The sequence below is a fragment of the Amycolatopsis sp. NPDC005003 genome, from assembly GCF_053600695.1.
The window spans coordinates 152,377-175,522 of sequence record NZ_JBSGAI010000021.1; the positions used below are offsets into that span (position 1 = coordinate 152,377).

General features: G+C 72.7%; 7 protein-coding genes and 1 pseudogene (1 of these 8 cut by a window edge). All 8 read right to left on the bottom strand.

Features of this window, described 5'->3' with window-relative positions:
- Nucleotides 1-519, bottom strand: the beginning of a protein-coding gene (locus tag ACWED2_RS24410) for an amino acid adenylation domain-containing protein (protein ID WP_449692805.1). The gene continues 17,241 nt to the left of window position 1, outside the view; only the first 519 of its 17,760 coding nucleotides appear in the window; the start codon lies at nucleotides 517-519; its stop codon lies off the left edge, out of view.
- Nucleotides 519-14,366, bottom strand: a complete 13,848-nt coding sequence (locus ACWED2_RS24415; protein ID WP_449692806.1) for an amino acid adenylation domain-containing protein — start codon at nucleotides 14,364-14,366, stop codon at nucleotides 519-521. Before ACWED2_RS24415 ends, ACWED2_RS24410 begins: the two co-directional genes overlap by 1 nt.
- 43 nt (nucleotides 14,367-14,409) lie before the next feature.
- A complete protein-coding gene (locus ACWED2_RS24420; protein WP_449692807.1) occupies nucleotides 14,410-15,666 on the bottom strand; it encodes a cytochrome P450 in 1,257 nt (418 codons plus the stop codon).
- Complete coding sequence (locus ACWED2_RS24425; RefSeq protein WP_449692808.1) at nucleotides 15,663-17,345, bottom strand: amino acid adenylation domain-containing protein; 1,683 nt, start codon at nucleotides 17,343-17,345, stop codon at nucleotides 15,663-15,665. The genes ACWED2_RS24420 and ACWED2_RS24425 overlap by 4 nt, the downstream gene beginning before the upstream one ends.
- The gene (locus tag ACWED2_RS24430) at nucleotides 17,342-18,097 is read right to left on the bottom strand and encodes a thioesterase II family protein (protein ID WP_449692809.1); all 756 of its coding nucleotides are present in this window, start codon (nucleotides 18,095-18,097) and stop codon (nucleotides 17,342-17,344) included. Before ACWED2_RS24430 ends, ACWED2_RS24425 begins: the two co-directional genes overlap by 4 nt.
- Before the next feature lie 178 nt (nucleotides 18,098-18,275).
- Entirely contained in the window at nucleotides 18,276-21,521 is a 3,246-nt protein-coding gene (locus ACWED2_RS24435) for an AfsR/SARP family transcriptional regulator (RefSeq protein WP_449692810.1), read from the bottom strand.
- Nucleotides 21,522-22,156: 635 nt separating this feature from the next.
- On the bottom strand, nucleotides 22,157-22,630 hold the full coding sequence (locus ACWED2_RS24440) for a hypothetical protein (RefSeq protein ID WP_449692812.1): 474 nt from the start codon (nucleotides 22,628-22,630) through the stop codon (nucleotides 22,157-22,159).
- 246 nt (nucleotides 22,631-22,876) lie between these two features.
- Nucleotides 22,877-23,146, bottom strand: a pseudogene (locus ACWED2_RS24445) (hypothetical protein); the annotation flags it as partial.

The window sequence follows — 23,146 nt, forward strand, 5'->3', positions numbered from 1 at the left end:
CAGGGCGGCGTCGTCGCCCCCGGCTTCGTAGAGCGCGAACAGCTCATTGAGCATGAGCGGGCCGGACCAGCCGTCGAGCAGGACATGGTGGTTGGTCACCACGAACCGCCAGGACCCGGGCGCCAGCCGCACCAGGGCGAACCGGATGAGCGGCGGGACGGCCAGGTCGAAACCGGCGTCCCGGTCGTCCCGCAGCAACCGCGCGAGTTCGGCCTCTTGCGCGGGTCCGGCGAAGCGGGTCAGGTCGCGCTCCCGCCAGGCGACCTCGACGTGGCGGGGCACGACCTGCACCGGCGTGCCTTCGCGGCGGCTGACGAATCCGGCACGCAGGTTGGCGTGCCGGATCAGCAACCGCTCCGCGGCGCGGCGCAGCCCGGCGGCGTCCACTTCGCCGTCGAACGCCAGGACCAGCTGCACGACGTACGGGTCGTCCCGCCGGTCGCCGAGCTGGGCGTGGAACAGCATCCCTTCCTGCAGCGGCGTCAGGGGCAGAACGTCCGCCAGTCCGGAACGCGCCATCAGAAGCTCCAATCCTCTTCGAGCAGATCCAGTTCGTCCTGGCCGAGCCGGATCAGGGAAACGCCGGACGGGGTGGGCGCGGGCACCTGGTCTCCGGTGCACAGTGCCGCCAGCGCCTGCTGCCAGAGCCCGGCGAACGCCGTCACATCGGCTTCGGTGAGCAGGGCGCGCGCCCAGGCCCAAGTGGCCGTGAACTCCGTCGCCCGGTCCCCGGCCCGGCAGACGACGGTCAGTTCCAGGACGTGGGGCAGCGGCAGCGCCGAGCCGGCGGCGGGCACCGGGACCGGGTCTGCGACCGGGAGCCAGTCGTCCTCTTCGGACACCGTGAACCGGCCGAGGTAGTTGAAGCCGACCTCGGCGGCCGACCGCAGCGCCGGTTCGGCGGGGCGGGCGAGGTGGCGCAGGACCCCGTAGCCGGCACCGCCGTCCGGGCAGCCGCGCAGCTGCTCCGCCACCCGCCGGGCGGCGCGGACCACCCCCGCTCCCCCGGCAGCGAACTCCTCCGGTGGGAAGCTGCCGGGATCCAGCCGGACCGGGTGCATCCGGGTGAACCAGCCCACCGTGCGCGACACGTCGAGCCCACCGTGGTCCCGGCCGTGGCTTTCCACCTCCACCAGCACGCCGTGCCCCGGGCGGTGCCGGGTCCGGCGCCATCGCTCGGCGGCGATCGCCAGCGCGGCCAGCAGGATCTCCTCGGCGCGCAGGCCGAGCGCCGCGCCGGACTCGCCGAGGATGGCCGTGGTCAGGTTCGCGGGCAGGGTGACGCGTAGCTGCCCGAGGGTGCCGAAGGTGTCCCGGTCGGGGTCGAGGAACCCGTCGAACAGGGCGGGAGCGGGCTCGGCAGTCCGGCGCCACCACGGCAGTTCCGCCCGCAGTTCCGGTCGCGCCGCCGAGCCGGCCAGAGCGCGCGCCCAGCCGCGGAACGACGCGGTGACCGGCGCGAGTACCGGGTCTCGCCCGGCCACACGTGCCTCGTAGGCCGCGGCCAGGTCCGGGAGGAGGATGCGCCAGGAAACGCCGTCCACCACCAAGTGGTGAGCCACCAGGATCAGCCGCCCTGGCCGCTCGCGGCCGGCATCGCACCAGACCGCGCGCAGCATGACTCCGTGCCACGGGTCGAGCGTCGCCGCGGCCGCGGTGCCCGCTTCGACGCATGCACGGGCCAGCTCTTCGCCGTCCAACGCCGTCACGTCCACCCGGCTGACGAGCGGGCTCGCCGCTCGCACCCCGGCCGCCGGCACGTCGAGGGACCAGTCCGGGCGCAGCCGCGCCCGGAGCACGTCATGGGTGTCCAGCAGGGTTTCGCACGCTTCGGCGAGCCGGCCGAGGTCGAGATCCGCCGGCACCCGCACGGTCACGGACTGGTTGAACGTCTCGACTGGCCCGCCGAGTTCGCGCAGCCAGTGCATGATCGGCGTCGCCGGCACCAGGCCGATCGGCGGCTCCACGGGCTCTTGCCCGTGCTCTTCGGCGGACCGGGCCACCCGCGCGATCCCGGCCACCGTCTGGTGGATGAACACGTCTCGCACGGACAACAGCAGCCCCGCCGTCCGCAGCCGGCTGACCAGCTGGATGAACAGGATGCTGTCCCCGCCGAGGTCGAAGAAGTTGTCGTCGGCGCCGACCGCGTCGATCCGGAGCAGATCGGCGACCGCGTCGCGGACCAGCTTTTCGTTCGGGGTGGCCGGTGCGCGCCCACCGGCCGGCACCGGCGCCGGCGCGGGCAGCGCGTCGTGGTCGACCTTCCCGGTGCGGGTCAGCGGGAGTGCGCCGATCTCGACGAACTCGGCCGGCACCAGGTAGGCGGGCAGCAACTCGGCGAGTCGCGCCCGGAGTTCGCCCGGCGGCGGCGCGGCGGCCGCCGCTCCGGGAACGACGTAGGCGACCAGGGCCGGGCCGCCGGGCCGGTCTTCGCGCTGGGTCACCACCGCCTGCACCACGCCCGGGCAGGCGATCAGCGCCGCCTCGATCTCGCCGGGCTCGACGCGGTGCCCGCGGACCTTCAGCTGCCGATCGGCCCGGCCGAGGAACTCCAGTTGCCCGTCCGCCCGGTACCGGGCGAGGTCGCCGGTGCGGTACAGGCGGCCGCCCGCTTCGCCGAAGGGGTTCGCCACGAACCGTTCCGCCGAGAACCCGGGCTGCCCCAGGTACCCCCGGGCCAAGCCGGCACCGGCGACGTACAGCTCACCGGCCACCCCCGGCGGCACCGGCCGGAGCCGGTCGTCGAGCACGTGGCAGCGGGTGTTGTCGAGGGGCCGCCCGATCGGGATCCGGCCGGTGGTCTCGTGCGCGCCCGCCGTGTGCTGCGTGACCGCGAACGTGGTTTCGGTCGGCCCGTAGCTGTTGGTCACCGCGGTACCCGGCGCTGCGGCGAGCACCCGGGCGGTGAGTTCCGGCGACATGCTTTCCCCGCCGGTCAGGATCTCCCGCAGGCCGCGGAAACAGGCCGGGTCCTCGGCGGCGAGCGCCTGGTACACCGCGGCGGCCAGCGCCAGTCCGGTGACGCCGTGCCCGGCGACGGCGGCGGCCAGCAGGTGTGGCTCGGGATGCCGGGCCCACGGCGCGACGACCGTGCTTCCCCCGTTCAGGAGGGGCACCCACAGCTCGAAGACCGACGGGTCGAACGCGACGGAGGTGTGCAGCAGGGTCCGCGTGGCCGCCCCGCGGGCCCACCACCGGTCGGCCGCGAGCGCGACGACGGACGCGTCGCTCACCGCCACACCCTTCGGGGTTCCGGTCGAACCCGACGTGTACATCACATACGCCAGCTGGGCCGTTCGCCGGGCCCGCGTCTTCCGGGGCGGGGCGTCCGGATGATCGTCGGCGAACACGAGCGGCACGCCGGGCGGCAGGAGTGCGGTCAGATCGCGGTGCCCCGTCCGGGTGAGCACCACCGCCGCGCCGGTCTGCTCCGTGCTCACGCGCAGGCGGCCTCCGGCGTGCCCGGGGTCGACCGGGACGTAGGCGCCACCCGCCTTGAGCACTGCCAGCACGGCGATCACGAAGTCGCGCGAGGGTGCCATCACCACGGCCACCCTGGTTTCCGTGGCGACTCCGAGCGAGGCGAGGTGGTCCGCGAGGCTTTCGGCACGGGCGTCGAGTTCGCGATAGGTCAGCGTGCCCGTCTCGTCGAGCACGGCGGCATCACCGGAGTGGAGCCGCACCTGCGCCGCGAAGACGTCGACGATCGACGCGGCGGGTACGTCCCGGCGGGTGTCGTTCCAGCGGTGCAGCACCAGGTCGCGCTCGCCCGGTCCCATTATGTCTACTTCGGACAGACGAAGGGCGGGTTCGGCGGCCACGGACCGCAGGGTCCGCGCAAGCATGCCGGCGATCCGCTCGGCGGTGGCCCGGTCGAACAGGTCCGCCGAGTACTGGACGCCGCCGTGGCATCCCTCGCCGGGGGTATCGGCCACGAAGCCGAACGCGAGGTCCACCTTGGTCGCCGTGGCCTCCGGAATCGTTCTGGTGACCGTGAGATCACCGAGGCCCGCCCACGGTTCCGCGGCATTCCGCAGCGTGACCATGACCTGGAACAGCGGGTGCCGCGCCGGCGATCGTGCCGGGTTGACGGCCTCGACGACGTCGTCGAACGGCACGTCCTGGTGGGCGAACGCGGCCAGGTCCGCCTCGCGAACGCGCTCGAGCAGCTCGGTGAACGAAGGATCGCCTGCCGTGGACACGCGCAGCACCACCGTGTTGACGAACAAGCCGACCAAGTCACCGAGTGCTTCGTCGTCGCGGCCCGCGACCGGGGTACCGATCGGGAGGTCGGCACCGGCACCCAGCCGGGTCAGCAGCGCCGCCACCGCGGCGTGCAGCAGCATGAACGTGGTGACGCCGGACCGGCGCGCCAGTGCGCGCAACGCAGCCCAGCTGCGCTCGTCCAGCTCGAACGGCACGACCCCGCCGGTGTGGCCCGGCACGGGCGGCCGCGGCCGGTCGGCCGGCAGCGGCACCTCGTCGAGAAGGCCCGCGAGCGCGGATTTCCAGTACTCGACGCCCCGTTCCCGGCGCAGTTCCCGCTGCCACAGCGCATAGTCGGCGTACTGCACCGCAAGCGGCGCCCAAGTGGGTTCCTGCCCGAGGCACCGGGCACGGTAGGCGATGTCCAGGTCCCGCAGCAGCGGGCCGAACGACAGGCCGTCCACCGCCACGTGGTGCAGCAGGAGCACGAGCTGCCAATGGCGTGGCGAAGTCCGCAGCAGCCACACCCGGAACGGCACTTCGGTCGCCAGGTCGAAAGCGTGCCGTTGGAGCGCTTCGACCGTCTGGTCGAGTTCCTCCGCCCGGATGTCGTGCACGCCGATTCTGGGCAGTGCGGCCGATTCCGGCTCGATGCGCTGCCAGGGCTCCCCGTCGTCGGCGGGCGGCAGGACGGTGCGCAGTGGCTCGTGCCGTCCGACCAGATCTCGCAGTGCGGCGCGCAAGGCCGCGAGCGACAGGTCGCCTTCGAGGGCGAGGACCAGCGGGACGTTGTACCCCAGGTCGTCCGGGTTCATCCGGTTGAGGAACCAGAGCCGCCGCTGCGCGGGCGCCGGGGGCAGCCGATCCGGCCGCGTCCGCGCGCACAGCGCGGGGCGCGCGTCCCTTGCGCCGGCCAGCAACTCCGCCAGTCCTCGCACGGTCGGGCGCTCGAACACGGCCGGCACCCCCAGCTCGCGCCCGAACGTGGAGCGGACCCCGTTGAGCAGCCGCATCACCGAAAGCGAGTGGCCACCGAGGTCGAAGAAGTCGTCGTCGATGCCCACATCGACTGCTTCGAGCACCTCGGCGAACAGTCCACAGAGGAGTTCCTCCGCCGCGTCGCGGGGGGCGGCGCCCCTGCCGGACGCGGCAATCCGCGGCAGCGCGGCGCGGTCGACCTTGCCGCTGGTGGTGACCGGCAGCACATCCAGGACGACGAACCGGGTGGGCACCAGGTATTTCGGCAGCACCCGCCCGGTCCAGTCCCGTAGCTCGGCCGTGGTCACCCGAGTGCTCGTGGTGAGGTAGGCCAGCAGTTCCTGCTCGCGAGCGACTACGGCGACCTGCGAGACCGCGGGGTGCCGCGCCACCACCGCCTCGATCTCACCGGGCTCGACCCGGTACCCCCGGACCTTGACCTGGTCGTCCACCCGGTCGTGGAAGGTCAGCTCGCCGCCGGCCGTCCACTGCGCCACGTCCCCGGTCCGGTACATCCGCTCCCCCGCCGCCCACGGGCAAGCCACGAACCGTTCCGCGGTCGAGGGGGCAGCGCCGAGGTAGCCGCGCGCCAGCCCGTCGCCCGAGACGTACAGCTCGCCCTTGACACCCGGCGGGACCGGGTTCAGCCACGCGTCGAGCACGTAGGCACCCGTGTTCCAGGCGGGTCGTCCGATCGGCACGCCCGCCGAGACCACCGGTGTGCCGGAGGTCGCGGTGAAGAGCACGCACCCGACGGTCGCCTCGGTGGGCCCGTACTCGTTGTGGATCCGCACCCCGGGCGCCTGCTCGAGCACGGTCCTGACCAGCCCGGCAGGCAGGGCCTCACCACCGACCACCAGATCGCCCGTGGCCGCGAGATCCGGCCCCGCTCCTCGCTGCGCCGTCAACAGCGCCAGGTGGCTGGGTGTCACCTTCAGCAGGCTGTAGCCCGTCCCGGGTGCCGAAGTGGCCGTGAGTTCACCCACGTCGATCCGGCCGCCGGAAACCAGCGGCGCGAACACCACGGTGACGGGCAGGTCGAAGGTGATCGGCGAGTGCAGCAACGCCCGGCCCGCGGCGCCCGGGTAGCAGGCGGCCGCCCAGGCCACGTAGTCGGCCAGCGCCCGGTGCTCGACCACGACCCCCTTGGGCGTTCCCGTGGAGCCGGAGGTGTAGATGACGTAGGCCGCGGTCGCGGCGTCGACGACCGGCGGTTCGGCGCCCCGCACGGGCGGCGGGTCCTGGTCCAGCCACACCTCGGGCAACCCGGTGCGGCCGCCGAGCCCGGTGGTGGTCACCACCAGGACGGGCTCCGCGGCGGTGACCACGGCGCGGAGCCGCGCGTCCGGGTGCTCGGGATCGAGAGGCAGGTAGGCCGCCCCGGACTTCAGCACGGCCAGCACGGCCACGACCAGGTCGACGCCGCGCGGCAGCAGGATCGCAACGATCCGTTCCGGTCCCGCACCCCCCGCCGCGAGAGCGCCGGCGAAGCGATCGGTGCGCTCGTCGAGCTGCCGGTAGGTCAGGCTCGCACCGATACCGCCGACCGCGACGGCATCGGGCGTCCGGGCCGCCTGAGCACGAAATCCCTCGACAACGGTGGCCCACCTGTCCTCGCGCCGGGTCGTGTCGCGAAGACGCGTGAGCCACTGCCGCTCACCGGGTTCCAGCAGCTCGATGGCGCCGAGCCGCAGGTCCGGCTCGGCGGTGACCGCGGTGAGCAGCCGCACCAGCATCGCTGCGAATCGGTCCACTGTGGAGCGGTCGAACAGGGCGGTGGCGTACTCGACGGCTCCGGTCAGCCGATCGCCGTCCTGCCGGAGCAGGAAGGAAAGGTCGAACTTCGCCTGCCCCAACCCGGCGAAGCGGCGACGCGCCGGCTGCCCGCCGAAGCTCGGCGGCGCGGCCGCGGCGTCCTGCAGCGTCAGCATCACCTGGAACAGCGGGTGCCGCGCGGGCGAGCGCACCGGGTTCAGCGCCTCGACCACGTGCTCGAAGGGCACGTCCTGATGGGCGTAGGCCGCGAGGTCCGCCGAGCGCGTCCGGTCGAGCAGTTCGGCGAAGCTGGGGTTTCCTCGGGTCGACACGCGCAACGCCAGCGTGTTGACGAAAAAGCCGACCAGGTCGGCCAGCACTTCGTCCCCGCGCCCGGCGACCACCGTGCCCACGGGCACGTCGTCGCCGGCGCCGAGCCGCGACAGCAGGGCGGCCACCGCGGCGTGCAGGACCATGAACACGCTCACGCCGTGCGTGCGGGCCAGCGCGCGCAGCCGCCTCCCGGCCGGCTCGCCGAGGTCGAACGGGACCACGTCGCCGTCCTGGGCCGGCGCGGCCGGACGTGGCCGGTCCACCGGCAGGGGCACTTCGTCCGGGAGCCCGGCGAGCGCCGTCCGCCAGAATCCCAGCTGACGGGCCAGGACGCTGCCGCCGTCCGATTCGTCGCCGAGCAGTCCCCGCTGCCACAGCGCATAGTCGGCGTACTGCACCGGCAAGGGCGCCCAGCCGGCGGGCTTCCCGGCGCAGCGGGCCCGGTACGCCTCATCCAGATCCCGCAGCAGCACGCCGAGCGACCAGCCGTCGACGGCGATGTGGTGCAGAACCAGCACGAGAACCCGGTTCTCCGTGTCCGCGGTGGACAGCAACGCGGCGCGAATCGGCAGGCCTTCGGCGAGGTCGAACGGTCGCCGGACCAGGTCGTCCACCACGTGGGGCAGGTCGCGCTCCGTGGTTTCCGTGACTTCCCAGGGAACCTCGGCTGCCGGGAGCACCTCCTGGTGGGGCTCGGCGCCCTCGGCGGCGTAACGGGTGCGGAGCACCTCGTGCCGCTCGACGACGTCGCCGAGCGCCGCGGCCAGCGCGGCCGGGTCGGTCGAGCCGTCGATCTCGAGAACCACCGGCAGGTGGTACGCGGCGGATCCCGGCCGCATGCGGTGCAGGAACCAGAGCCGCAGCTGTCCCGGGGACAACGGCAGCCGCTCGGGCCGCGTCCCCGCCGTGAGCGCGAGCTGCCCGCGGCCGGCCTCCTCGAGCACGCGAGCCAGTCGCGCCACGGTGGGGTGTTCGAACACCGACCGCACGGACAGGTCACGGCCGAGGACCTGCCGGACCCGGTTCACCAGCCGCATCACCAGCAGGGAATGCCCCCCGAGGGCGAAGAAGTCCTGGTCCGCTCCGACCTCGGCCAGTCCCAGCACCTCGCCGAACAGGCCGGCAAGGACTTCCTGCGCCGCGCCCCGCGGCGTGTCGCCCCCCGTCTCACGCACGATCTTCGGCAACGCGCGGCGATCGACCTTGCCACTCGTGGTCAGGGCGAAATCCGCCACCACGAGGACGTCGGCGGGGACCAGGTAGTCCGGCAACAGTGTTGCGGCGAAGTTCCGCACCTCGTGCGGCTGGACGGCTCCGCCGTCGACCGGCCGCACGTACACCGCCAGCCGGTCGCCCACCACCGCCGCCACGGCCTGGGCGACACCGGGGCACCGGCCGACGGCGCGTTCGACGTCGCCCAGCTCGACCCGGAACCCGCGGATCTTGACCTGCCCGTCGGCGCGGCCGACGAACTCGAGGCAGCCGTCCGGCCGCCGCCGGGCGAGATCGCCTGTCCGGTACAAGCGCCCGCCGTTGCCGAACGGGTCGGCGACGAACCGCTCGGCGGTCAGCCCGGCCCGGGTGTAGCCCCGGGCAAGGCCGGCACCGGCGACGTACATCTCACCGACGACTCCGGGCGGCACCGGGCCGAGCCCGTCGTCGAGCAGGTGGATCCCGAGATCCGGCAGTGGCTCGCCGATCCGGCTCGCCGTCGCGTCCCGCACTTCGGCCGGGTCGAGCCGGTGGAACGTCGTGTGCACGGTCGTCTCGGTGATCCCGTACATGTTGACCAAGGCCGGCCCGTCGTCACCGTGCCGCTCGAACCACGGCCGCAGGGCCGGGAAGTCCAGCCGTTCGCCGCCGAAGATGATCCAGCGCAACGCCGAGGGTGCCGGCGTGTCGCCGAGCGCGGCCTCGGCCGCGATCAGCTGGGTGAACGCCGAAGGGGTCTGGCACAGCACGGTGGTCCCGGTCCGGGCGAGCAGCTGCAACACCTCGTCCGGTGCCCGGGTCTGCTCCCGGGTCAGCACGACCAGCCGGCCACCGTGCAGCAGGGCGCCCCAGATCTCCCACACCGAGAAGTCGAAGGCAGGTGAGTGGAACAGTGTCCAGGTGTCCCCGGGCCCGAAGCCGAACCAGTCCGCAGTCGCCTCGAACAGCCGGAGGACGTTGGCGTGCGGCACGACGACGCCCTTGGGGCGACCGGTGGATCCCGACGTGTAGATGACGTACGCGGCGTTGGCCGGATCGACCGGTGTGCCGGGTAGGTCGGTGCCTTCGAGGTCGTCGGCCGCGGGAAGGTCCCGCAGCACGAGCACCGGCCGGATGTCCTCGAGGATCGCGTCGACCCGGGCGTCCGGGTAGGCCGGATCGACCGGTACGTAGGCGGCGCCGGTCTTGAGCACGGCCAGCATGGCGACGATCAGGTCCGCCGATCGCGGCAGCACCAGGGCCACCGAAGTCCCCGGGCGCGCCCCGCGGTGGACCAGCCGGCGCGCCAGCCGGTTGGCCCGGCTGTTGAGCTCGCCGTACGCGATCGTCTCGGTGCCGAACTCCACGGCGGGCCGGCCGGGGGCCCGTGCCGCGTGCTCCTGCACCACTTCGTGCAGGCCGCGCCGGACGGCGCCGAGTGGACGGACGATCGGGGTCGTGCGTTCCTCCGGCAACCGGGCGTCGATCCGCCGGAGGGAGCCGCCCGCGTCCGCGAGGCACTGGCCGAGCACGCTCGCGAACCGGCGGCCGAGCGCCTCGACGGTCGTCCTGTCGAACAGGTCGCCCCGGTACTCCAGGACGCCGTGGATCCCCGCCGGCGCGCCGCCGTCCGACCGGCTTTCCCGGAGGTTGACCGTGAGGTCGAACTTCGCGGCATCCGGGCGGACGGTCTCGGTGGTGGTCCGCAGGCCTGGCAGCGCGATGTCCAGCTCGGGTTCGGTGCTGTGGGCGAGCATCACCTGGAACAGCGGGTGCCGCGACGGAGACCGGGCCGGGTTGAGCCGTTCCACCAGCAGGTCGAAGGGGATGTCCTGATGGGTGTAGGCGTCGAGATCCGTCTCACGCACCGTAGCCAGGACATCGGCGAAGCTGTCCACGGGCCGCACTCGGGTGCGCAGGACCAGGGTGTTGACGAAGAATCCGACCACGTTGTCCAAGGCGGGGGCACGCCGCCCGGCGACCGGGGCGCCGATCAGGATGTCGGAGCCGGCCCCGAGCCGGTGGAGCAGGACCACCAGCGCGGCGTGCAGCACCATGAACGTGCTGACCCCGTGCGCGCCGGCCGTTCGCTCGATCGCGGCGTGCAGCTCCGCGGGCAGTTCGAGCGGCACGGCGCCGCCGTGCTGGCCGGCGGCGGGCGTGCGTGCCCGGTCCACCGGCAGCGCGATCTCCTCGGGCGCGTCCGCGAGCTGGTCGAGCCAGTAGCCGAGCTGCCCGCTCAGCAGGCCGCCGGGCTCGTGGACATCACCCAGCACGCGCTGCTGCCAAGCCCCGTAGTCCGGGTACTCGACGGCCAGCGGCGGCCAATCCGGCGGCGAGCCGGCGGTCCGCGCGCGGTAGGCGGTCGCGAGGTCACGGGCGAAGGGGCGCAGCGACAGCAGATCCGCGGCGATGTGGTGCAGCAGCACCAGCAGGACGTGCCGATCCGGGCCGAGCACGTGGAGCCGGGTGCGCAGCGGTGCTTCGGCGCCGAGGTCGAAACCCCGGTGGATTTCGGCCCGGATCTCGGCTCCCAGCTCGGCTTCGGCGGTCTCCGTCACCACCAGGGCGGGCAGCTCGCCGGCCGGCACCGGCCGGGGTTCGCCGTCGCGGTCGGCCACGGCGGTGCGCAGCGGGGCGTGCCGGGCCACGACGTCGGCGATGGCGTGCTCCAGGGCCTCTTGGTCGAGTTTTCCGTCGAGGCGCACCAGCAGGGGGATGTGGTAGCTGGGATCGGCGGCGGACAGCCGGTCCAGGAACCACAGCCGCCGCTGGGCGTAGGACAGCGGCGGTTCCCCGGTCGCCGGGGTGAGCGGTGGCAGACCCACCGGCCCCGGGGTGGCCGTGATCAGGGCAGCGAGGCCGGCAGGCGTGGGGGCGTCGAACACGCTTCCGATCCCGACGGGGGTGCCGGTTTCCTCGCTGATCCGCACCGCCAGTGCCGAAGCCAGCAGTGAGTGCCCGCCGAGTTCGAAGAAATTGTCGTCGGCGCCGACGACGGGCAGGTCGAGGATCTCGGCGACCAGCGCGCACATCTGTTCCTCGGCGGGCCCGCGCGGCGCTCGCCCGCTGCCGCCCGCCCGGTGCGGCGCGGGCAGCGCGGCACGGTCCACCTTGCCCCGCGGAGTCACCGGTATGGCGGCCAGCTCGACGATCGCGTGGGGAACCAGGTACTCCGGGAGCTTCCGGGCCAGCTGATCGCGGAGGGCTCCGGTTCCGGCGCCGCCTGCCCCGGACACGACGTAGGCGACGAGGCGGGCGTCCGGGGCGTCGTCGGTGCGCAGCACGGCGACCGCCTGCGAGACGCCGTCGCACGAGCGCAGGGCCGACTCGATTTCGCCGAGCTCGACCCGGAAGCCGCGGATCTTCACCTGGTCGTCGGTGCGACCGAGGAACTCCAGGCTGCCGTCCTCGCGCCATCGCGCGAGGTCGCCGCAGCGGTACATGCGGGCGCCGTGGTCTGCCGGGTCCGCGACGAAGCGGGCCGCGGTCAGGGCCGCGCGGTCGAGGTAGCCACGAGCCAGCCCCGGCCCCGTCACATAGACCTCGCCGGCCACTCCCGGCTGGACCGGCTGCAGGGCATGGTCGAGCACACGGATGCCCGAATCCGCGAACGGCGTCCCGATCGGCGCTCCGCCGTCGGCCTCCCCGGTCAGTGCGTCGCTCGCGGTGCAGCAGACCGTCGTCTCCGTCGGGCCGTACGCGTTGATCATCGTGCGCCCCGGCGCCCAGTTCGCCACCAGCTCCGGCGGGCAGGCCTCCCCCGCGACGACGAGGGTGATCCCTTCGGGGATCGCGCCATCGGGTACCGCGGCGAGCACCGCGGGTGGGAGCGTCAGGTGCGTGACCCGGTGCTCGGTGACGAACCGGCCGAGCACGGCGGGGGCGAGCTCGGCCGGCGATCCCGCGAGCACCAGGGTGCCCCCGGACAGCAACGCCATGACCAGTTCCCAGAACGCCGCGTCGAAGCTGGCGGAGGCGAACTGCAGCACGCGTGCCTGATCACCGAGGCCGAAAGCGCGCTGCTGGGCGCCGGCGAGCGCGGCCACCCCGCTGTGGGTGACGACGACGCCCTTGGGCCGTCCGGTGGACCCGGACGTGTAGATGACGTAGGCCGCATTCGACACGTCGAGGTCCGGACCGGGCGAAGTTTCCGCGCTCGCACCGTGGTCCGGCTCGTCGAGCAGGAGCACCTCGGTGTCGATGCCATCGGTGTGACCGGCCAGCGAGCCGATGGTGACCACACAACGCGGCCGGGAATCGGTGATCAGGAAGGAGATCCGCTCGGCTGGATAGGCCGGATCGACCGGGAGGTAGGCACCGCCGGCCCGCAGCACCGCGAGGACGGCAACGACGAGTTCGGGAGACCGGGGCAGCAGGACGGCCACGACCGACTCGGGCCCGGCACCCGCAGCGGCCAGCCGCCGGGCCAGTGCCCGCGCCCGCCTGTCCAGTTCGGCGTAACCGACGGGCTCGCCGTCCGCAACGAGGGCCGGAGCGTCCCCTCGCCGCGCCACGACCTCCTGGAACAGCTCGGGGAACGTGTGCCGGCGCGCTGCCTGCCGGGGTGGGCGTCCCCAGCCGAGCACGTTCGCGCGCCGCTGCGTGTCCATTGTGGACAAGGAGGCGACGGTCCGGTGCGGCTGATCCAGCGCTTCGGCCAGCTCCGCCAGCAACACCACGAACGCTTCGTGGTGACCGGCTGCCGCCGCGGCGGTGTACGACCTGGGGTCGGCGTCCAGACCGATGTCCAGGCCGCCGCCTGCCCGGCGGTAGGCGCTGAAGTTCAGATCGTGGATCCGGCGTACCGACACGTTTTGTGAGGTCACCACCCGAGCGGCGCCGAGCCGGCCGCCATAGCGGAACGGGATGATGTTCACCGCGGGGCCGAGCACCGATCGGCGCAGCCCCCGGGCCAGCAACTCCTGGCGCAGCAGTTCGCCCGGGTAGCGCTGGTGCGCCAGCGCGGCCTTGATCTCGGCGGTGACCTGGCCGATCAGCCCACGGACGGGCATCGCCGGGACGACTTCCAGGCGCAGGGGCAGCACGTTGACCAGTGGACCGGCCGCGGCCTCGGCGGCTTCGGTGACCCGGGCGGTCACCGGCAGCGCCAGCGCGACGTCTCGGGCGCCGGAATGCCGGTGCACGAGCGCGGCCGCGGCCGCGAACATGAGGCGGGACGTCCGGACGCCGTGCCGGTCCTCGGCACCGCGCAACGCCAGGAGTGACCGTTCCGGGAGCGAGATCCGGCGGCGCAGCGGGACCGCCCAGCCGGCCGGGGGCTCTCCGGCGAGCCGCCCAGGCTCGGGCAGATCGGCGAACCGTCCCCACCAGTAGTCGCGGTCTTCGGCGAACTGGCCGGATTCGGCGTACCGCTGGTAGTCCTCGACCAGCGAACGCACCGGGCCGATCCGGCTCGCCGGCACCGGCAGCCCGTCCGTGAGGGCGTTGTACACCTCAGCGAAGCGGTCGTTGAGCGCGGCGAATCCGACACCGTCGATGACGATGTGGTGGTAGCCCTGGTACCAGAGGTACCGGTTGTCGTCGATCCGGAACACCGCGAAGGTGAACAGCGGGTCCGCACCCAGGTCGATCGGCCTCGCGAGATCCGCCTCGAACCACGCACGGGCCGCGGCGCGGGGCTCGGGGTGCCCACGCAGATCGAGCCAGGCCGGCGCGCACGCCGGCATCGCCCCGACGAACTGGCGTGGCCCGTCGGCGGTTTCGGCGAACCGTGCGCGCAGGGAGTCCACGTCGGCGACCGTCGTCCGCAACGCCTCTTCGAACCGCGCCGGGTCCAGCTCACCCTCGATCTCGACGCACTCCGCGGCCCGGTAGACGGGCGCATCCGGGTCGATCCGGTGGGCGAGCCAGATGTCCTGCTGCGTAGGCGAAAGCGGCAACCCACCACTTGGCTGAGCGAACGTCAACGATTCCACCGGTCCTTCACCCGACGAGGTCCCGCCGGCTACGCGGGACCGCCCGCACCGGCATCGACTTGATGCCCGCCACGAAGTTCGACGCCAGGTGCCGGACCTGGCCGGCCGGCTCGAACCGCTCGATCAGGGTGAAGATCTCTTCGAAGAGCATCCGCAGCGAGAGCCGGGCCAGCGCTCCGCCGACGCAGTAGTGCGGCCCGAATCCGAACGCCACGTGCCGGTTGGGCCTGCGCTCGATGTCGAACTCGTAGGGGTCGGCGAAGACCCCTTCGTCCCGGTTGGCGGAGCCGAGCCAGACCGCCAGTGCCTCGCCTGCCTCGATCCGGCAGCCGCTCAGTTCGACGTCGCGAACGGCATACCGCATGAAGTGATTGGCCGGCGACGACCACCGCAGCCCCTCTTCCACACACCCGGGGACGAGGGCGGGGTCCGCCACGACCCGGCGGTGGGCCTCCGGTTGGTCGATGAGGACCCGCACCAGCTCGGTGATGGTGTGCGGGGTCGTCACGTTCGCCCCGAGGATCAGGCTGTAGCAGTTGTAGACGATGGTCTCGTGGTCCAGCGGTTCGCCGTCGATCCGCATCCGCATGAGGTGGCCGATGAGGTCGTCGGTCGGGGTGCCGCCGCGCTCGGCGAGCTGCGCCGAGAAGTACTCGAACAGCTCGTGATGCGCCGTGACCAGGGTGAGCTCGCTCGTCCCTTCCTGGAAGTCGGGGTCGTGCGGCGCGACCGCCATCGTGGTCAGCTCGGTCAGCCGCGGCCAGTCGGTTTCCGGCAGGCCCATGAAGGTGCCGACGAAGTCCATCGGGAAGACGGCGGCCTCGACGGCGAGATCAGCGGGTTCCCCGGCCAGCAGCGGTTCCAGCAACCGGCCGACCGGCTTCCGCAGGACTTCGCGCCTGGCCGCCACGGCCCGGGCCGAAAGGACCTGGTTGAGCGATTCCCGCAGCGCAGTGTGCCGCGGCGGGTCACTCGCGGCCATCATCTTGCCGCCCGCCGGGTCTCCGAGGTCCAGCGCGCTGAGCAGCGTCCCCTTCTCCGAGGTGAAGAACTCGTGGTCGCGCAGTACCCGGCAAGCGTCGTCGTACCGGGTGACCGACCAGAACCGGCGCCCGTCGGCCAGTTCCTGCCGGTGTACCGGGGCCTTCGCCCGCAGCGTGCGCCAGACCGCGTGCGGGTGGCCGTCGCCGTACAGCGCCGGGTCGAAGAGATCGACGGTCGCCAGATCGATTTCCTCGCCCGGAACCTCCGGTGACATCCTCATCGGGTCCGCTCCTCGACCAGCGCGGAGAGCCCGGCCACGGTCGGCCGCAGGTAGAACTCACGAGGCGACACCGTCACCCCGAACTCCTTGGCGATGTCCGCGGTCATCCGCATGCTCAGCAGTGAGTAACCACCCAGGACGACGAAATCGTCGTCGACGCCGATCCCGTCGATGCCCAGCAGGTCCGACCACATCTGGGCGAGCAGCGTCTCCACCGGGGTCCTGGGCGGCACGTAGTCCGTGAAGAGGTCCGGCCGGTCCCGGGAGACCTCCTCCGCCAGTGCCCGCCGATCGACCTTGCCGTTCGTGGTCAGCGGGAGTTCGTTGACGATCCGGTAGGCCGCGGGCCGCGCGTAGTCCGGCAGCGTGTCCGTCAGGCTTCGCCGCAAACCCAGCACGGACACCGTCTGGCCCCGCTGGGGCGCCACGAAGGCGACCAGCTTGAGCGCCCCCGCCGGGCCGGGCTGTGCCACCACCGCCACCTCGCGAACTCCGGGCTGCGCGGCGAGTGCGGTTTCCACCTCCCCCGGCTCGACCCGGAAACCGTTGATCTTGACCTGTTCGTCGGCTCGCCCGAGGAACTCCAGTACGCCGTCCGCACGCCGGCGCACCAGATCACCGGTTCGGTACATCCGGGCGCCCGGCGACGTGCTCCACGGATCCGCGACGAACCGGGCCGCGGTTGCTTCCGGCGCGCCGACGTATCCCCTGGCCAACCCCGTCCCGGTGGCGTAGAGCTCGCCCACGTCGGTGGGCCGCAGCCGCGCGTCCAGCACCCGTACGCCGGTCCCCGCGATCGGCCGGCCGATCGGGACCGGCGCGGCCGCGTCCGCCGTGACGTCGTGGCAGCAGGTGAACGTCGTGTTCTCGGTCGGTCCGTAGCCGTTGACCAGCCGGAGCCCGGGGACGCGCTCGAGGACGAGCGCCGCATGGCGGGGAGACACCACGTCGCCCCCGACCACGAGCCGTCGCACGCCCGCGAGCTCGTCCACGTGGCGGTCGACGACCTGCTGAAAGAGCCCGGCGCTCAGCCACAAGGTGGTGATTTCGTGGGTACGCACGAACTTCGCGAGCTCGGCCAGTGATTCTTCACCCGGCGGGAACACCACCAGTTCGGCGCCGTTGAGCAGGGGCGCCCAGATCTCGAACGTCGAGGCGTCGAAGGCGACCGGAGCGAACTGGAGGAACCGCTCGTCCGGACCGACCGGTAGCGCCGGCTGGTGGAGGACGAGCCGCAGGACCGCCTCGTGCGGGACGGCGACGCCTTTCGGAACACCGGTCGAGCCGGAGGTGAACGCGACGTAGGCCAGGTCGGCAGGGGTCCTCTCGGCAGGCTTCACCGGCCCGGTGAGCGCCCCGGAGGCATCGGTGACGCAGTGCACGCCCGCGGACGCCAGCGCCGTCGCCCGCCAGCCCGCCGGCTGCCGCGGATCGACCGCGACGTAGGCCGCGCCCGCCTTGAGGATCCCGAGGAGGGTCACGACCATTCCGGGTGACCGCCGGGCCAGGACACCGACCTTCGACCCGGGCACCACACCGTGCGCGACGAGCCGGCTCGCGATCTCGTCGGCGCGGGTATCGAGCTCGGCGTAGGTCAGGTCGTGGTCGTCACCGCGAACGGCGATCCGTTCCGGGGCGGCGGTGGCGCGGGCCCGGAACGCTTCCTGGATGGTGGTCATCGGACCGCGCACTTCTGCATGTCCCGGGCCAGCTCGGCGACCAGGGCGAGCGGCGCGTCGAGGAACGTGTGGTGGGAACCGCGCAGGGTGATGAACCGGACGTCGTCGGCATAGCCGCGCCAACCCGCCATCAGTTCCGGGGGCACCTCGGTGTCGGCGTCCCAGCCGATCACCGTGACCCCGCTCGGCAGCCTTCGCGGCGAGGGGATCCGGTACTCGCGATGAGCAGCGATATCAGCCCGCAGAACCGAGAGGCCGAGCTCGAGCAGACCTGCCGTCGGCTCACCGCCCATCGATCGGGCCAGCGTTGCCAGCTCCCCGACCAGCTCCGAGTCGCCCATGGTGAGGAAGCGGCCGTGCGCCGGTTCGTGTGGCGCCACCTGCGACGACACGAACAGTCTGCTCGGTGCCGGCAGGCCGGCTTCGATCAGCCGCTCGGCGACCGCGAATCCCGCGAGTGCCGAGCTGCAGTGCCCGAAGAAGGCGAACGGCCGGTCGAGATAGGGTTCGAGCTCCGGGACGAGCTGGCCGGCGAGCTCGCCGAACGTCTTGTAGTGGGGCTCGGCCAGCCGGTTCTCGCGTCCGGGCGGCTGTATCGGGCACACCTCCGCGGGCCCTGCCCAGGCCGGCCACCGCGTGTACATGGAGGCGCCGACTCCGGAATACGGGAAACAGAAGATCCGGCAGGTCGCTGTGTCGTCGGGACGGCGGAGCAGCCATCGCCCCCGGACACGACCGCTGGTGGACGACATGGCGCAGCCCCTCTCCCTCCGGTGCCGGGCAGCCGCCTGCAGTGGCGCTGACCTGGCACGAGAGAGACTGGCAACCAATACTTTCTTCTCGGTACTGTTTCACTTTCATACGGCTTCAGCCGCTTCCGGCTCGACGCGGCCTGCGCCACCATCGGCCGGCACGGACGTTTGTCGGCGCTCAGAGGCGCGCCAGTGCCTCCCGGGCCTGGTGTTCGATCGCCGGTAGTCCGGCCGCCAGCCGCAGGCCTTCCTCGCACAACCGTCGCGCTTCCGCTCGGCAGCCCAGTCCGGCACGGGCCTCGGCCAACGCCAGCAGACAGCGCACCTGGATCAGCCGCAGGCCGCCCCTGCGCGCGAGCTTGAGGGCTTCCGCGCCAACCTGCAGCACCGCCGCGTGGTCGCCACAGGCGCCGTGGACGGCCGCCATGCCGCACAGCGCTTCGGCCACGTGCCACGGCGACCCCCAATGCCGGGCCACCACCACCGCCTCGCGCTGGTGAGACACCGCCGAGGCCGTCTCACCGAGGGCCGCTTCGGCCTCGGCCAGCGCATTGAGCGCGCCCACCTCGGTTTCGCGGTTCTGTTCCTGCCGGGCGATCTCCAGCCCCTGTGCCGCCTGCGCGCGGCCTCGCTCGAATTCGCCCAGGTCGATCGAGACGAAGCTCAGCCCGCACAGCGCCGAGCCCTGACCGTACGGGTGAGAGTGCGCCAGGTGCAGGTCGAACGCGCGGGTCAGCGTTCGCCGCGCGCCGGGGAGGTCGCCCTGCAGTCGCTGGACGACGCCGATCCCGACCAGCACCACCGCTTCGCCGAGCTGGTAGCCCTCGGCGACCGCCAGCTCCAGCGCCTCGTCGAGGCACGCGCGGGCCGCGTCGAGCAGGCACCGCTGCCGGTGGACCGAGGCGAGGTTGTTGAGCACGCTCACCTGCCCAGGCCGGTAGCCGCACTCCCGCTGCAGCTCCAGCGCGCGTTCGAACTGCCCGGCGGCCTCGTCGAACCGGCCCGCCACCCGCAGCGCGATGGCGGACGCGTTGAGTGCGGCGGCCTTGCCCTCCGGCCAGTCCACCCGGTCGAACACCCGCAATGCCTCGGTCATCCATTCGACGGCTTGTTCGTGCCGTTCCCGGTGCACGAACGCCAGCCCGATGCTCTGCGCGGTGACGGCTTCCACCGCGAGCACGCCGAGCCGGCGCGCGGCGGCGAGGACCGTTGCCGCCAGTTCGACCCACTCGCCACGCCGTCCCCGGTGGTAGAACGCGGTACGCACGGCGTCGGCGAGGTACCAGGCGACCGGGTATGGCCCCTCGGTCACCGCCTGGGTGACAACCGCGGACAGGTTCTCGTGCTCGGCGTCGAGCCAGGCCGCAGCCTCGGCCGAATCGGCGAAGGAAATCGGGTCCGCCGCCACCACGACGAGCTCCCGCGGCAGCCGCGGATCGTGACGCCGCCCGAAAGTCCGTTCCGCCGCGTCGGCGCCCGAGAGGTACAGCTCGACCAACCGGCGCCAGGCTTCGGCCCGCGCCGGTGCGGCCTCGTGCGCGTCGGCCTGCCGCAGCGCGTACGCCCGCAAGAGGTCGTGCAGCCGGTAGCGGCCGGTCACGTGCTGTTCGACCAGGTGCGCGGCGGCCAGCAGCCGCAGCTGCCGCGTCACCGCCTCGACCGGGTCGCCGGTCAGCGCCGCCGCGCTGCGGGCGGTGAAGTCCGGGCTGGGCGCCAAGGCGAGCCGCCGGAACAGCCGCCGAAGCTGCGGGGTGAGCGCCTCGTAGGACACGGCAAATGCCCTCGTCACGGCGCTTTCGTCGGCCCCGTCCAGGACGAGCTGCTTGAGCCGGTCTCCCTGGGCGAGGTCGGCGGCCATCGCCGCGACCGTGGTGTTCGGGCCGGTCGCGATGTTCGCCGCGGCGATCCGCAGCGCCAGCGGAAGGTGTCCGCACAGCCGCGCGAGCTCCCCGGCCGCGGCCGGCTCGGCGGCCACCCGGCCCGCGCCGAGGACACCGCCGAGCAGGGCCAGCGAGTCCGCGTCGGTGAGCGCGCCCAGCTCGAGCGACAACGCGCCGAGCTCGGCGACCAGCCTGTCGAGCCGGTGCCGGCTGGTCACCAGCACGGTCCCGGTCGGTGGCAGCAGCGGCAGGACCTGCTCGGCGTCACGGGCGTTGTCGAGCACCAGCAGCACCTGGCGCTCGGCCAGCAGCGACCGGTACAACCCGGCCTGCGCGTCGACCTCCTCGGGGATCCGCCGCGGATCGGCGCCCAAGGCGCGCAGCAGCTGGGCCAGCGCCACCGACGGCTCCATCGGCTCACGGTCGGCGTCGAAGCCGCGCAGATTCACGTACAGCTGCCCGTCGGGGAACCGGTCACGGACGCGATGGGCCCAGTGCAACGCGAGCGCCGTCTTCCCGGCGCCGGGTATGCCGTGCACGATCCAGACGTCCGAGGCGTAGGCCCCGGCCCCGGCGGCGAGCTGGTGGTCCAGCTGCGCCAACTGCTCTTTCCGGCCGGCGAAGCCGCGCACGTCACGCGGCAGTTCGGCGGGCCGCACCGGCGTGGCAGGCGGCGGCTCGCCGCCGGCGGGCCGGGGCTTGTCATCGGCGGGCCGGGGCTTGTCGCCGGCGCTGGCGAGCACCTGCTGGTGCATGGCCCGCAGCCGCTCCCCGGGCTCGACGCCCAATTCGGCATCGAGCCGCCGGCGGGTCGCGGCGTAGACCTCCAATGCCTCCGGCGTCCGCCCGGAGCGCTGCAACGCGAGCATCAGCTGTTCTTGAAGGCGTTCACCGAACGGATACTCGCCAGCGAAGTGGCGCAGCTCCCGCACCACGTGCGTGTGTCGGCCGGTCGCAAGCTCGGCGTCGAACAATGTCTCCAGGGCGGCCATCCGCTGTTCGGCGAGGAACTGGCCACTACGCCGCACCAGTGCGTCGGTCACCCCGCCCAGTGGCGGGCCCTGCCACAGCTCGAGCACCGCGCGCAGCCGCTCGACGCCGCGACGCCGTTCCCCACGATCGATGAGCCGGCGAGCATCCTTGGCGACGGTGTCGAAGAGCTCCATGTCCAGCTCACCGGGTCGCACCTCGATGAGGTACCCGGGCTCCCGGCGCACGATCACCTCTCGCCCCAGCAGCTTCCGCAGCTCCCAGACCCGGACCTGCAACTGCCCGCGCGCGCTCGCCGGCGGCCGGTCCTCCCACAGCAGCTCGATCAGCCGGTCCTCGGACACGACCTGATTGGCGTTGAGCAGCAACGCCGCCAGCACCGTCCGCTGCTTGGGACCACCCAGCCGGACCGGGCCATCCACCCCCGCCACCGCCACCGGCCCGAGCAACCGGTACCTCAGCTCGGCGAACACCGGCAGGCTCAGCACCGGCGCTTGGCCTGCCGACCGGGACCGCGCCGGGCCGGATCGGCACGAGACGTCGTCGACGGTCACTGGCGCCCCCTGGAGCGCCAGGGGATTCGCAGTCTCCATTCGCGGTTCGTCATGCGGGCGTCCGCCTTCCCAGTAGAGTTCCGCCCATGACGGAGAGTGCTCAACGCGTCACCTTGCCTCCCCCAGGCGGGTCACGACACCCCCGTCAAGCCGAACGTGCCAGCGGCGGCGAGCACCCGTCAACCAGCCCGAAAACGTTTTGCCGCTACCTGAAACGTCGGCCGCGAGCCGAACCCGGGAATCTCTGGGAAACCTGGCGGGGACCTGCGGAATCCCCCTGTGAGCAGGGCCAGCTCCACCGGAAAGCACCCTTTCGAGAATGCTGAGAGTTCAACTTCATGGCCGGCGGCCTGGCAAAGTGGCCATGTCCGATGACGCCGATCCGACATGGAATCCACTCACGAGCGGGCTACCGGACCCGGCTGCCGGACAGCGAACCCGTTCGCCATCCGGCAGCCCCGGCGCTCACGCTCCGCAATCACACACCCCGCCTGGTGTCCGCGGTGACTGCGGCTCCCCAGACCTGACGCACGGGCGATCAAGAGGCACGTCGGTCAGCACTTTCTCGCCGGCGATTCTTGCGGGCTGATCCAGACGCGACGAGGCCGGGCTCGGCAAAGCCCGGCCTCGTCGCGTCAAGCCTTCACGTGAGTGCTCCCCCAGGCGTACTCGATGTCGCAGATCGGATAGTCGCCGTAACAGCCGTCACCGTCGCCCGAGCAGAGATCGGCCGTGCCGGCGCGGTGGATCTTGGGCGTCCAGCACGTCCGCTTCGAGGCGTTCCGCGGCGCGGGCCACGGCGGTTCGGCGTCGCCACCTCCCCATGGCTGCGAACCGCCGAACCGCCGGCGGCGTCCGGACGGCAACGACGTCAGAACCGCGTCAGCGCGCTCGACACCCAGCCGGCAGCCCGCTTGTCCGTGCAGGACTCGTGCCTGCTCGGCGTGAGCACGCGCCGCCTCGGATTCGCCGCGCCCGATCTCGACCGCGGCCATCGCGAGCAGGCTGTCGGCCCGGATCAGGGCGTGGCCGGTCTCCTCGCTGAGGCCGGACACGTAGGCGTGCACGGTCGAGCGCGGCACATCGGCCAACCCGGCGAGTTCGGTCAAGCTGACTCGCGCCTTGCCGGTGCCGCGGGCCGCCTGCCGGCGCAGCAGATCGACCTCGCGAACGAACCCCGCGACGTCAGTCGCCGGTGTTCGGCAACGCCGACGAGTCAGGCCCGCTCACCCCGCCCGCAGCCGCTGATGGCGTCGTCCGGACGGGGATCGCCTCCGCCTTCTTGACCGCCGGTGCCGTCTCTTGGCCCTGTCGTCAGCGCCGGCCGGCTCCCTGGACGTCCGGAACACCGCGCTTCACGGCGTGGCGAGGGCGGTCTTCGGCAGGCCGCAGGTGCACCCGGTCAGCTCGTGCTCGGCCGCCGAGGCGCGCCGGTGCAGGACGACCGCGACGATCATCGGGATGGTGACGATCGTGTTGTAGAACAGGTGCAGTTCCACGCGCGGCACCAGCAGCTGGATGATGCTGGTGGGCACCTTCTGCCCGGCCAGCCGCCAGCCGCTCTGCGCCTGGATGAACAGCAGCAGGTGCTCGATGTGGTGCCAGAACTGGATCCCCAGCGCGAG